Here is an 11,934-nt window from a genome sequence, read left to right as displayed (position 1 = left end):
CCTCAAACGCCGGGCGCGGCCTCCGGCCGCTTGGCTTCGCCGCAAAAGCGGCGGCGCCCATTCGGGCGCTCGGCCCTGCGGGCCGCAGGGCGGAAGGGCGCCGACTTCCCATCATACCCGCAGCCGCGCGGAGGCATGCCACGGCACCAGCATCCGCCGCAGCGCGCCGATGGCGAAGTAGAACAGGAAGCCGAGCAGCGACATGTGGATCAGCACCGCGAACATCTGATCCGTCTCGAAGGCGTTCAGCCGCGCGATCAGCAGATGCCCCAGCCCCGCATTGCCACCGAGGTATTCGCCGACCACCGCGCCGATGATCGCCAGCACGATGCCGATCTCCAGCCCCGTGATGATGAAGGGCAGGGCGGAGGGCAGTTCCAGGCGCCGGAATACCTGCCAGCGCGTCGCATTCAGCGACACCATGACATCCCGGTGCCCCTCATCGATCGACTTCACCCCCATCGCCGTATTGGTCAGGATCGGGAAGAAGGCGAGCACCGCGGCGACGATCACCTTGGACGTCACGCCGAAGCCGAACCACAGCACGAACAGCGGCACCAGCGCGACCTTCGGGATCACCTGCGTCGCCACGATGAAGGGGTTCAGCGTCTGCTCCAGCCAGCGGATGCGCGCGATCAGCACGCCAAGCGTCACGCCGATCACCGTGGCATAGGCGAAGCCGGTCAGCGTCGCATAGACCGTCATCCAGGTATGGTGCCAGGCGCGCGGATCGGCCAGCAATTCCAGCCAGGCGGACCACACAGCGACCGGCCGCGGCAGGATCAGCGGGGAGATGCCGGAGAAGCGCACATAGCTGTCCCAGATCAGCACGAAGACGGCCAGCAGGATGGGCGTGGTGATCCAGGGCAGCGCGCCCTGCAGGGTCACCAGGCGTTTGCGGAATTGCGCGGGGGCGGCCTCGGCCATCAGCTGATCTCCGCCAGGCGATGCCGCAGCTTGCGCACGATTTCCTGGAACTCCACGGTCGATTGCAGGTCCGGTACGCGCGGCCGGGCGAAGGGCACGTCCACCACCATGTCGATGCGCCCCGGACGCGGCGACAGCAGCAGGATGCGGTCGCCGAGGAACACCGCCTCCGCAATTGAATGCGTCACCAGCACGATGGTTTTCCGGGTGGCGAGCCAGATGCGTTGCAGCTCCAGGTTCATCGCCTCCCGCGTCATTGCGTCCAGCGCGCCGAAGGGCTCGTCCATCAGCAGGATGCGCGGGTCGTAGGACAAAGCGCGTGCGATGGCGGCGCGCTGCCGCATGCCGCCCGAGAGCTCGCGCGGCCAGCGCTTCTCGAAGCCCTGGATGCCGACCAGCCGCGCCAGCTCCTGCGCCCGCGCCGCGCGCTGCGCCCTGGGCACGCCCTTCAGCTCCAGCGGCAGGGCGATGTTCTGCTCGATCGACAGCCAGGGGAACAGGTTGGCTTCCTGGAACACCATGCCGAGGTCGGACAGCGCCTCCGCCTGGCGCTGGCCGTTCTGCCACAGCCCCTTGCCCTCGATGGCGATGGCGCCGGAGGTCGGCGCGATCAGCCCGCCGATCATCCGCAGCAGCGTGGTCTTGCCGCAGCCGGAAGGCCCGAGCAGCACCAGGAACTCGGCCTCCGCCACGGCAAGGTCGGTCGCCGCCAGCGCATGCACCGGCTCGTCCCGCGTGCCGTACCATTTCTCGACCGCGTCGAAGGCGATGGCGGGATGCGTCATGGTGCGAAATCCGCCTGTCCGGCCGCGATGGCGTCCAGCGCCTGGTTGGCGCCGAGGATGCGGGCGAAGCCGAATTCCATGGCGTCCAGCGATGCCGCATGCCGCGCCGCGTCGAAATCCGCCACCGCATCGCGCACCACGAAGGTGCGGATGTCGCGCTGCGCCGCATCACGCACGCTGCTTTCCACGCACATCGACGTGGTGACGCCGCCCACCATCAGCGCGCGGATGCCGGCACTCGCCAGCACCACATCCAGCGCCGTGCCGAAGAAGGCGGAATAGCGTGGCTTGTCCAGCACCACATCGGCGGGATCGACCCCCGCCTCCTCCGGAATCGCCACATCGGCGCTGCCGGCCGCCAGCGCGCCGATCTGCCCGAGGCGCGGCCGCAGCTCCGTCGTCAGCAGCCCGCCATCGGCATGATCGGCACGCAGCACATGCCGGGTCCAGATCACCTTCATGCCGGCAGCCCGCGCCGCCCGCGCCAGCGCGTAACCCTGCTGCGCGGCCGCCGCGCAGGCGGAAACGTCGCGCCCCTGCGCGGCGACGAAGCCTTCCGGATGCAGGAAGCCGCGCTGGTAGTCCACCAGCAGCAGCGCGGCTTCCGCGCGATGGAATCGCATCAGGCCAGCGCGCGCTCGACATAGGCGTTGGTGTAGAGCGTCTCCGCCTTCACCCCGGCCGGCGCGAAGCCCGCCGCCGCCATCAGGTCGTAGCCGCGCTGCCAGCGTTCCGGCACGTTGCGCAGCATGTTCTGGCGGCCGGCGGTCAGCCAGAACTGCATCTCGTTGCGCAGGATCAGCGGCGCGGTGGTGGCGTTGCGCATCTCGGCGATCTCGAAGCCGCGCAGATTGGCCAGCGTCTTCGACAGGTCGGTATCCGCCAGCATGGCATCCAGCGAGAGTTTCACCGCGCGCAGGAAGCGCACCACGATGTCGCCGTTCTGCTCCAGGGTGGAGCGCCGCGCGATGTAGCACTGGCCGGGGATCGGCGCGACGTCATCCGTGTTCCAGCTCACATGCGGCGTATTGGATGCCTGCAGCGCCACCGGCACGCCGGCGGAGACGATATAGGCATCGATCCGCCCCTGGGCGATCAGCTGCAGCCCGGCCGGCGAATTCGGCGCCACCTGGCGTGCCACGCGCGCCCGCTCCACGCCGCGTTCCTGCAGCATCACATCCAGCACGATCTCCGTCGCGCCGCCGACCGACAGCACGCCAATGGTCTTGCCCGCCATATCCGCCGGCGTGCGCACCGGCTTGTCCGGCGCGCTGATGACGTAGAAGGGCGAGCCCTGGCTGATGGTGCCGACCGCGATGAGATCGTCGCCGCCGGGGCGGGAGGAAGCGCGGATGTGGTCGCCCACGCCGGTGCGCGACAGCAGCGCGCCGCCGCCGACGATCTGCTGCACCGCCATGGCGGAACCGCGACCCTGCTGGATGGTGACGTCCAGCCCCTCCCGCTCGAAGAAGCCGCCGCCCTTGGCGTTCAGCACATCGGCGAAGGCCAGGATGTAGGAGAAGGGCGTGACGAAGGTCATGCTGCGCGGTGATTGCGAACGGGCATCGCGCAAGGTGAGGGACAGCATCGCTGCGCCGCCCAGGGCAAGCGCGGCGCGGCGCGTGGTGGTCGGTGCGGACATCTTCCGTCTCCTTCGCATGAAGCGCGCAGGGGAACCCCGCCGGCGCGGCGCGTCAATGCCCGCCGTAACCCTCATTGGCCGGCGCGCGAAGCGTGGGGGCCATGAGGAGCGGACGGATGATGCACCCTGCCCAATCACCGGGCCGCCGCCCGGTTCACCCCGCGGGCCGTCGCCCGGTTCGGCGCGACGGCGCGCTGCATGCCGATCTCTGCATCGTCGGCGCAGGCTCCGGCGGCCTGTCGGTCGCCGCAGGCGCGGCGCAGATGGGCGCTTCCGTCGTGCTGGTCGAGAAGCACCTGATGGGCGGCGACTGCCTGAACACCGGCTGCGTTCCCTCCAAGGCCCTGCTGGCTGCGGCCCATGCGGCGGCGGTGGTGCGGGGTGGCGCACGCTTCGGCGTGAACGGGCATGAACCGGAAATCGATTTCGCCGCCGTGCGGGCGCATGTGCAGGGCGTCATCGCCGCCATCGCGCCGCATGATTCGGTGGAACGCTTCACCGGGCTCGGCGTCACCGTGCTGCAAGCCGCCGCCCGCTTCACCGGGCCGGAGGAAATGGAGGCGGGCGGCGAGCGGATCCGTGCGCGCCGCTTCGTCCTCGCCACCGGCTCCGCCCCCGCCGTGCCGCCGGTGCCGGGCCTGGCGGAGACGCCCTTCCTCACCAACGAATCGATCTTCGATCTGACGGAACGGCCGGCGCATCTTGTGGTGCTGGGCGGCGGGCCGATCGGGGTGGAGATGGCGCAGGCCTTCCGCCGCCTCGGCGCCGTCGTCACCCTGGTGGAACGCGCCGAAATCCTGCCGAAGGATGAGCCCGAGGCGGTGGCGATCCTGCGCGATGCGCTGCGGCGCGAAGGGATCGCGGTGGTGGAGAACGCATCCGTCACCGCCATCCGCCGCGCCGGCAACGGCGTGGAGCTGGAACTGGAGGCGCCCGCCGCGCTGCGCCTGATCCGCGGCAGCCATCTGCTGGTCGCCGCCGGGCGAAGGCCGAACACGGAAGGGCTGGGGCTGGACCTGGCCGGCATCGCCGCCACGCCGCGCGGCATCACGGTGGATGCGGGCCTGCGCACAGCCAACCGCCGCGTCTTCGCCATCGGCGATGTCGCCGGTGGCCCGCAATTCACCCATATCGCCGGCTACCATGCCGGGCTGGTGATCCGCGCCGCGCTGTTCGGCCTGCCGGTGAAGGTGGATTACGCGGCGCTGCCCTGGGTCACCTATGCCGACCCCGAACTCGCCCATGTCGGCCTGACCGAGGCCGCGGCGCGGGAGGCCGGGCACCAGGTCTCGCTGCTGACGCAGAAACTGTCCGGCAATGACCGCGCCCAGGCCGAGGCGGCGACGGAGGGGCTGATCAAGGTGGTGCTCGGCCCGCGCGGGCGCATCCTGGGCGCGACCATCCTGGCGCCGCGCGCCGGGGAGATGATCGGGCTTTGGGGGCTGGCGATCCAGCGCAGGCTGGGCATCGGCGCCATCGCATCCTCCCTTGCGCCCTACCCCACCCTGTCCGAGATCTCGAAGCGCGCCGCGGGCGGCTTCTACACGCCCCGCCTGTTCGGCGCGGGCACCCGGCGCATCGTCGGGCTGGTCCAGCGCCTGCTGCCATGAGGACCGCGACCATGACCCTGCCCAACTGGATGCGCGACCGCCGGCTGTGGATCGTGCTGGCGATCCTCGCCGTCATCCTGGCGCTGCGGCTGACCGGGCTGACGGAGCACCTGTCGCTCGAAACGCTCGCCCGCCATCGGGTGAGCCTGACGGCGCTGGTGGAGGCCAATGCGCTGCTGGCGGGGCTGGCCTTCGTCGCCGCCTATGCCGCCGCGGTGGCGCTTTCCGTGCCCGGCGCGGTGTTCCTGACGTTGGCCGGCGGCTTCCTGTTCGGCGCGGTGCTGGGCACGGCGCTGACGGTGCTGGGGGCCACCATCGGGGCCACGCTGGTCTTCCTGCTGGCGCGCCGCATCTTCGGGCCGGATGCGCTGGACCGCCTCGGCCCCACGGCGCAGAAGCTGGCCGAGGGCATAAGGCGCAACGCGGCGTCCTACCTGCTGGTGCTGCGGCTGGTGCCGCTGTTCCCCTTCTTCCTGGTCAACCTGGTGCCGGCCTTCGCCGGGGTGCGGCTGCCGGTCTATGTGCTGACCACCTTCTTCGGCATCCTGCCGGCCACCGCCGTGTTCAGCCTGGCCGGCGCCGGGCTGGGGGAGGTGCTGGAGGCCGGCGGCAGCTTCGATGTCGGCCGCGTGCTGACGCCGCAGATCCTGGGCGCATTGCTCGGGCTGGCGGCGCTGTCGCTCGCCGCCATCCCGCTGAAGGCGCGCTTCGCCAAGGGCTGATGCCTCTACGAAGCCGCCTCGAAGCCGCCCGCGCCAGGCCGCCCGGCCAGTTCCAGGCTCTGCGCGAAGGCATCCCGCCGGGCGATGTTGGTGGCCGCCAGGGTTCGCAGCCGGCCCGGGCCGCCGCTGGGCGCCGCCTCGGTGGCGGGTTGCAGGGTGAAGGCGTTGCCGGGGGCGTAGCCGCGCAGCGCGGGGCCGCCATCGGCATAGGCGAAGCCGCCGGCCGCCGGGCGCAGGGTGACCTCCGCCCCCGCAGTCAGCCGCCCGACCACCGGGGCATTGGCCTCCGGCCGCACCCGCAGCGGCACGCCGGCGGAGGCGACGCCGCGTGGCAGCGCCGCATCCGCCGCCCGCCGCGCCGAGATCGCCGCGCGGGTGCCGGGGGCGACGGCTTCCACCGATTGTTCGATGCGTGCGGCGCGGGCGGCGATGGCGGCGCGGGTGCGCTCGGCCTGGTCCAGGTCCCGCCGCATGCGGCCCTGGGCTTCCTGCAGCCGGGCGGGCAGGGCGGCGGGCGGGGTTTCGGCGCGGATCACCCGCACCTCCGTCCAGCGGCAATACAGCAGCGCGTCGAAGGCGATCTGCAGGCGTTCCAGCGCCGCATTCTCCCGCTCCAGCTCCGCCTCCAGCTCGGCGACGGAGGGCGGGCCGCTGCGGCGGGGCGGGCTGCCGAACAGGTCCCCGGCATTGACGAAGACCACCACCTGCGGTCCGCAGCTATCCTGCGGGTCAGCCGCCGCCCGGTTTGCCGCCACTCCGGTCGCCGAGGGGCCACCCTGGGGCACGGCGCAGGCACCCAGTGCCAGCAGCGCGGCACCCAGCGCGGCATTCATCAGTCCGGCTCGTCGCATATCGGCTTTTCCTCGTCCCGGGCGGCAGAGTTGCGGTGCCGCCGACACAGCGTCAACCAAGGCCGGGTTACCCGCGCAACCTTTCGATCAGCGCCATCGCGGCCTTCGGCGCCTTGGGCTTGTAGCCGTTGATCATGAAGATGAAGACTTCACGCGATTTCGCGGGCTTCTGCTGCGCAGGCGCGAGCAGGGGAAGATCCTCCGGCGTGCCGCCGCCGGCCCATTCCCGTGCCCGCGCCGCCCAGCGATCGAGCGCCGCGGCGGGGTAGCCCAGCGCCTCCTCCTCCGCCGCCGCCTGCAGCCGGGCATAGACGAAGGGTGCGGTCACATCATGGATGGCGGGGTGCTTCTCGCTATCCGCCAGGACCACGCCGATGCCGTAGCGGCGCAGCAATTCGGGAAACTCCGGCACGGCGAAGCTGGGGTGCCGCACCTCCACCACATGGCGCAGCGCCACGCCGTCCTGGGTCTTCGGCAGCAATTGCAGGAAGGCCTCGAAATCCTCCGGCTCGAAGGTCTTGGTTGGCAGGAACTGCCAGTTGATCGGGCCGAGCTTCGCCTTCAGCTCGACCAGCCCGCTGGACAGGAAGCGCGTGATGGAGGTGCCCGATTCGGCCAGCACCTTGCGGTTGGTGGTGAAGCGGCTGGCCTTCAGGGCGAAGACGAAATCCTCCGGCACCTCGTCATGCCAGCGGGCGAAGCTCTCGGGCTTCTGGGCGCCGTAATAGGTGCCGTTGATCTCGATGGTGGTGACGTGGCGGCTGGCGAAATGCAGCTCCTGCTTCTGCGGCAGGCCCTTGGGATAGAAATTGTCCCGCCAGGGCTCGAAGGTCCAGCCGCCGATGCCGACGCGAATCTCACCCGCCACGATGCGCCTCCCTGTCCCTTCGTCTCAGGCTGCACCGCAACCCACGGTGGCGCCTCACCACATCAGCGAGATCGGGGCCAGCGCCTGGCCGCGCCGCGCGCGTTCCGCCGCCGGCAGCACGTCGCAGGACGGCCAGATGCCGGTGGACAATGCCTCCGCATATCCCTCCGGCAGGCGGGCGGCGCGCATCGCCGCGGCGGCCGCCGCGTGGTCGTAGTGCAGCGGCAGGATCTCGACGCGCAGGCCGGTCCGCTCGGGCGTCAGCAGGGCGAACCAGCTGCGCGGGGTGCCGTCATCGGCCGGCATGCCCACCGCGCCCGCATTCAGCCAAAGCCCGTCGCCAACCCGCCGCGCGAAGGGAATGCCGCAATGGCCGGCGACGACGCCGTCGCAGCCGGTGGCCGCGATCTCCGCCGCCAGCACCTCCTCGGGTGTCGAGGCGAACAGGAAACGGCTGGTCTCCTCGGCGCCGCCATGCAGCACGGCGAGGCGCCTTCCATCCGGCAGCGCCAGCTCGATGCGCCTGGGCAGGCCGCGCATCCATTCGCGCTGCGCCGGCGTCACCTCGGCATTGGCATGCGCGTACCAGCTCCGGCTGAGCAGGTCGCAGGCGGTGCCCTCCTCGAAGCCGCAGCCACAATCCTCCGCGGCGTCCGCCAGCTGTTCCTCGCAATTGCCGGCCAGCACCGCGATGCCGCTGTCCATCACCAGCGACGTGGTCGCCGCGGCATCCGCGCCATAGGCGACGACATCGCCGGTGCAGAGGACATGGGATGGCGGAATATGCCGCCGCGCCGCCTCCGCCAGCAGCGCCGTGGTGGCCTGCAGGTTGGAGTAGGGGCCGCCGAAGGCGAGCAGCGGGCCGTCGAGCGCGATCATCATGCCAGGCGTCTCCGAGTGCGTCTCAAGCCAGGCTTCGCCTGAGCGCCGCGCTGATCCGGTCCGCCGCCAGGGTCAGCCCGACGACCACCAGCAGGATGGCGAAAAGCCGGTTGAAGTCGAGCAGGTCCACCGCGTTCTTCAACTCCTGCCCGATGCCGCCGGCGCCCACCAGGCCGAGCACGGTGGAAGCGCGGATGTTGAATTCCCACACATAGAACAGCGCGCCCGCCGTCTCCGGCAGGGTCTGCGGGATCAGCGCCAGGCGGGCCACCTGCAGGCGCGTGCCGCCGACGGCCAGGATCGCCTCCGCCGTGCGAGGATCCGCCGCCTCGAAGGCCTCCGACCACAGCTTGCCGAGGGAGCCGGCCGAATGCAGCGCCACGCCGATCATCCCCGCGAAGGGGCCGAGGCCCACGGCGGCGACGAAGATCAGCGCGAAGACGAAGCCATCCACCCCGCGCAGCGCATCCAGCGCGCCCCGTGCCGGCTGGCGCAGCAGGGCCGCGCGCGTGACCGGCCGCGCCGCCAGCAGCGCGATGGGCGCGGCCAGGATGGCGGCGAGCAGCGTGCCGAGGGTGGCGATGCCCACCGTTTCCGCCGCGCGGCGGGCGATGTCGCCCGGGTTGGAGAAGTCCGGCGGCCAGGCGGTGGCGAGCCAGCCGGCCAGCCGCGGCAGCCCGGCCGCAAGCCGCGCCGGGTCCGGCCCCACCACCCAGACGGAGGCCGCGACCAGGGCCAGGAAGGCGGCCCAGCCGCCAAGCTTCAACAAGCCGGCAGCCTCACGCGTTGCGCAACCGGCCGAGCGCGCGGCCGGCTTCCTCGATGCCGGCATAGGTCTCCGGTGTCGCGGTCACCCAGCCGGTGTAGTCGGGCGGCAGCATGGCGGCGGTGCTGGCCAGGGCGGCGGCGGCCAGCGCCGCCCTGGTCTCCGCCGGCAGGTCCCGGCGCACCGCCAGCGCGTCATTCGGCAGCGGCGCGCTGCGCCAGACCACCTTCACCTGGTCCGCCCGCACCCTGCCGCTGGCGATCATCGCGGCCAGGTTGCGGTCGTAATCCGTGGCGAGGTCCACCTGCCCGTTCGCCACGGCGATGACATTGGCCGCATGGCTGGCGCCGTCGCGGTAGCGGAAGAAGCTGCGCGGATCGATGCCCTGCCGCAGGAACCAGTGATGCGGCACCAGCCAGCCGCTGGTGGACCCGGCATCGGCGAAGGAGATGGACAGGCCGCGCGCATCCTCGGGGAAGCGGGCGATGGCCAGGTCCGGGCGGGCCAGGATGATGGCGTGGTAGGTCGGGCTGCCGCGCCACAGCACGCTGGCGACAGGTTCCGCCCCGGCCCGGGCCCGGGCCAGCACATAGCCCCAGGGGCCCATCCAGGCGCAATCCGACTGGCCGCTGCCGAGTGCCACGGCAATGCCGGCCCAGTCGCTGGTGACGGCGAGTTCGTAGCGGCGCTCCAGCCGCGCGGCGAGGTGGGCGAAGAAGGGCTCGAAGGCACGCCGCGTATCGCCCGGCGTGGGCTGGAAGGGGCCGACCGCGAAACGCAGCGGCGCCGCCTGGGCCAGCGCGGGGCTGGCGAGAGTGGCGGCGGCGGCCAGCAGGAGGCGGCGCGGCAGGCGGGTGGTCATCCGGTGTGCTCCATGGCGCGGGCGCCACTGCTTCGCCGCGCGCCCGCCAAGGGTTACGCGCAGGCGGGCAGGCCAGGAAGCCTGCATCTCAGCGAATGGCACGCCAGGAAAACGGGATGAGGACGGTGGTGGAGGTGAGCGGGATCGAACCGCTGACCTCGTCATTGCGAACGACGCGCTCTACCAACTGAGCTACACCCCCACACGCCAAGCGTGGGTCCACCGCAGGGCGTGGCTTATGAAAGCGGCGGGGGCGGGTGTCAAGGCGGGGGGCACAAGTTCTCCGCGGCCCGTCCAAGCCCTGTACCAAGCCTTGTTCCGCGCGCGGCCCGCCACTAGGTTCCGGGCGCAACGCCCAGGGGTCGCAGATGCTGCTCGATGCCGTTTTCTTTCTGGTCCGGGCTGGTCTCGACCTGTTCTGGTGGGCCGTGCTGCTGGCCGCGATCATGCAGACCCTGCTGTCCTTCAACGTGCTGGACGGCCGCAACCGCATCGTCTGGACCATCGCGGACTTCCTGTATCGCGTGACGGAACCGGCCCTGCGGCGGGTGCGCGGGCTGCTGCCGAACATGGGCGGCATCGACCTTTCCCCGCTGATCGTGCTGCTGCTGATCACCGCGGCAAGCATCGCGGTGACCGCCGTGCAGGGCTACCTGCTGCGGAGCGGCCTGTATTTCTGATGTGGGACGTCCGGTACCTCTGAAGCCGCCATGCCCCCCTGGCGCCTGCGGGCGGATGGGCTGGACCTGGCGGTGAAGGTGCAGCCGCGCGCCAGGCGCCCGGCGCTCGGCGGCCTGTCCCCGGATGGCGCCGCGCTGCGCATCGCGGTGGCGGAGGTGCCGGAGGATGGCCGCGCCAACCGTGCGGTGTGCGAGGCGGTGGCCCGTGCCCTGCACCTGCCCAATTCCGCGGTGGCGGTGCTGCACGGCGCCGGCGCCCGCCAGAAAACCCTGCGCGTGACCGGCGACCCGGCTTCGCTGGCGCCCATCCTGGAAAAGCTGATCGCATGAGCGCCACAATCATCGACGGCAAGGCGGTTGCCGCCACGCTGCGCCAGGACATCGCCGCGCGCGTGGCCGGGCTCGACTTCCGGCCCGGCCTGCGCGTGGTGCGGGTGGGGCAGGATCCGGCATCTGGCGTCTATGTCCGCAACAAGGACAAGGCGGCGAAGGAGGTGGGCTTCGACAGCGCCACCATCGCCCTGCCCGAGGACACGACGGAAGATGCGCTGCTGGCCGAGGTGGCGCGGCTGAATGCCGACCCGGCGGTGGATGGCATCCTGGTGCAGCTTCCCCTGCCGCCGCAGATCCGCGCCGACCGCGTGATCGCTGCCGTCGCGCCGGAGAAGGACGTGGATGGTTTTCATCCCCTGAATGCCGGGCGGCTGGCCAGCGGGCAGCCGGGCCTGGTGCCCTGCACGCCGAAGGGCGTCATGCATCTGCTGAAGGCGGCTGGCGCGGCGCTGCCGGGGGCGCGGGCGGTGGTGCTGGGGCGCAGCAACATCGTCGGCCGGCCGATGGCGCAGCTGCTGCTTGCAGCCGATTGCACCGTCACCATCGTGCATTCCCGCACCCGCGACCTGCCCGCCGAGTGCCGGCGGGCGGAGATCCTGGTGGCGGCGGTCGGGCGGCCCGAGATGGTGCGCGGCGACTGGGTGGCGGAAGGCGCCACCGTGATCGATGTCGGCATCAACCGCCGGGCCGATGGGCGGCTGGTGGGCGATGTCGCCTTCGCCGAGGTCGCGGCGCATTGCGGCGCCATCACCCCGGTGCCCGGCGGCGTCGGCCCGATGACCATCGCCTGCCTGCTGGAGAACACGCTGGACGCGGCCCTGGCCCGCCGCGGCTGAGAGCCTGACCCATAAGGTCGGCGGCTGAGGGCCAGTCGCGGATTTTTCGTCCTGGCCAGGACGGCAACGCCGCCGATGCTAACTGCATCGGCAAGTTGTCGGACGCCGCCAGGGCGGAAAAGCTGCACAGGACTGATCCGCCGAGCTTTTGGGTCAGGCTCTGAGGGTGC

Annotated in this window: 14 protein-coding genes and 1 tRNA gene; 5 read left to right on the top strand and 10 right to left on the bottom strand. The window is 71.5% G+C overall.

Annotation, left to right across the window (positions count from 1 at the left end; all coding sequences use genetic code 11):
• Nucleotides 1–111 precede the first annotated feature (111 nt).
• Genes HB662_RS10140 through HB662_RS10125 form a run of 4 tightly spaced genes read right to left on the bottom strand, consistent with a single transcriptional unit; the run spans nucleotide 112 to nucleotide 3,354 of the window.
• A complete protein-coding gene (locus tag HB662_RS10140) occupies nucleotides 112–927 on the bottom strand; it encodes an ABC transporter permease (RefSeq protein WP_168049620.1) in 816 nt (271 codons plus the stop codon).
• On the bottom strand, nucleotides 927–1,712 hold the full coding sequence (locus tag HB662_RS10135) for an ABC transporter ATP-binding protein (protein ID WP_168049619.1): 786 nt from the start codon (nucleotides 1,710–1,712) through the stop codon (nucleotides 927–929). Before HB662_RS10135 ends, HB662_RS10140 begins: the two co-directional genes overlap by 1 nt.
• Complete coding sequence (locus HB662_RS10130) at nucleotides 1,709–2,335, bottom strand: cysteine hydrolase family protein (RefSeq protein ID WP_168049618.1); 627 nt, start codon at nucleotides 2,333–2,335, stop codon at nucleotides 1,709–1,711. Before HB662_RS10130 ends, HB662_RS10135 begins: the two co-directional genes overlap by 4 nt.
• Complete coding sequence (locus HB662_RS10125) at nucleotides 2,335–3,354, bottom strand: ABC transporter substrate-binding protein (protein WP_168049617.1); 1,020 nt, start codon at nucleotides 3,352–3,354, stop codon at nucleotides 2,335–2,337. The genes HB662_RS10130 and HB662_RS10125 overlap by 1 nt, the downstream gene beginning before the upstream one ends.
• Nucleotides 3,355–3,470: 116 nt before the next feature.
• On the opposite strand from HB662_RS10125, the gene HB662_RS10120 reads away from it, so the two are divergent.
• The gene (locus tag HB662_RS10120) at nucleotides 3,471–4,964 is read left to right on the top strand and encodes a dihydrolipoyl dehydrogenase family protein (RefSeq protein WP_245185562.1); all 1,494 of its coding nucleotides are present in this window, start codon (nucleotides 3,471–3,473) and stop codon (nucleotides 4,962–4,964) included.
• A gap of 11 nt (nucleotides 4,965–4,975) precedes the next feature.
• Entirely contained in the window at nucleotides 4,976–5,686 is a 711-nt protein-coding gene (locus tag HB662_RS10115; protein ID WP_245185561.1) for a TVP38/TMEM64 family protein, read from the top strand.
• 5 nt (nucleotides 5,687–5,691) lie between these two features.
• On the opposite strand, the gene HB662_RS10110 is transcribed toward HB662_RS10115, so the two are convergent.
• The 6 genes from HB662_RS10110 to HB662_RS10085 form a co-directional block, all read right to left on the bottom strand.
• Nucleotides 5,692–6,537: an SH3 domain-containing protein gene (locus tag HB662_RS10110; protein ID WP_168049615.1), complete on the bottom strand. Its 846-nt coding sequence runs from the start codon at nucleotides 6,535–6,537 to the stop codon at nucleotides 5,692–5,694.
• 67 nt (nucleotides 6,538–6,604) lie between these two features.
• Nucleotides 6,605–7,405: a DUF72 domain-containing protein gene (locus HB662_RS10105; protein ID WP_168049614.1), complete on the bottom strand. Its 801-nt coding sequence runs from the start codon at nucleotides 7,403–7,405 to the stop codon at nucleotides 6,605–6,607.
• 54 nt (nucleotides 7,406–7,459) lie between these two features.
• Complete coding sequence (locus HB662_RS10100; RefSeq protein ID WP_168049613.1) at nucleotides 7,460–8,287, bottom strand: metallophosphoesterase family protein; 828 nt, start codon at nucleotides 8,285–8,287, stop codon at nucleotides 7,460–7,462.
• A 22-nt stretch (nucleotides 8,288–8,309) separates the two neighbouring features.
• Nucleotides 8,310–9,056: a phosphonate ABC transporter, permease protein PhnE gene (gene phnE, locus HB662_RS10095; RefSeq protein WP_209443217.1), complete on the bottom strand. Its 747-nt coding sequence runs from the start codon at nucleotides 9,054–9,056 to the stop codon at nucleotides 8,310–8,312.
• 10 nt (nucleotides 9,057–9,066) lie between these two features.
• On the bottom strand, nucleotides 9,067–9,915 hold the full coding sequence (locus HB662_RS10090; protein ID WP_168049611.1) for a phosphate/phosphite/phosphonate ABC transporter substrate-binding protein: 849 nt from the start codon (nucleotides 9,913–9,915) through the stop codon (nucleotides 9,067–9,069).
• 126 nt (nucleotides 9,916–10,041) lie between these two features.
• Nucleotides 10,042–10,117 (bottom strand) — tRNA-Ala (locus HB662_RS10085).
• 166 nt (nucleotides 10,118–10,283) lie between these two features.
• On the opposite strand from HB662_RS10085, the gene HB662_RS10080 reads away from it, so the two are divergent.
• Genes HB662_RS10080 through folD form a run of 3 tightly spaced genes read left to right on the top strand, consistent with a single transcriptional unit; the run spans nucleotide 10,284 to nucleotide 11,764 of the window.
• Nucleotides 10,284–10,595 carry a YggT family protein gene (locus tag HB662_RS10080; RefSeq protein ID WP_168049610.1) on the top strand — a complete coding sequence of 104 codons (312 nt, stop codon included), beginning with the start codon at nucleotides 10,284–10,286 and terminating at the stop codon, nucleotides 10,593–10,595.
• Nucleotides 10,596–10,625: 30 nt separating this feature from the next.
• Nucleotides 10,626–10,925, top strand: coding sequence for a DUF167 domain-containing protein (locus tag HB662_RS10075; protein WP_168049609.1), 300 nt, complete (start codon nucleotides 10,626–10,628; stop codon nucleotides 10,923–10,925).
• Entirely contained in the window at nucleotides 10,922–11,764 is an 843-nt protein-coding gene (gene folD, locus HB662_RS10070) for a bifunctional methylenetetrahydrofolate dehydrogenase/methenyltetrahydrofolate cyclohydrolase FolD (protein ID WP_168049608.1), read from the top strand. Before HB662_RS10075 ends, folD begins: the two co-directional genes overlap by 4 nt.
• The last annotated feature ends 170 nt before the right edge of the window (nucleotides 11,765–11,934 follow it).

The sequence above is a fragment of the Falsiroseomonas frigidaquae genome (assembly GCF_012163145.1).
Classification (GTDB): Bacteria; Pseudomonadota; Alphaproteobacteria; order Acetobacterales; family Acetobacteraceae; genus Falsiroseomonas; species Falsiroseomonas frigidaquae.
Note: the sequence above shows the minus strand (reverse complement) of the source record. Positions and strands in the feature narration are given on the sequence as shown.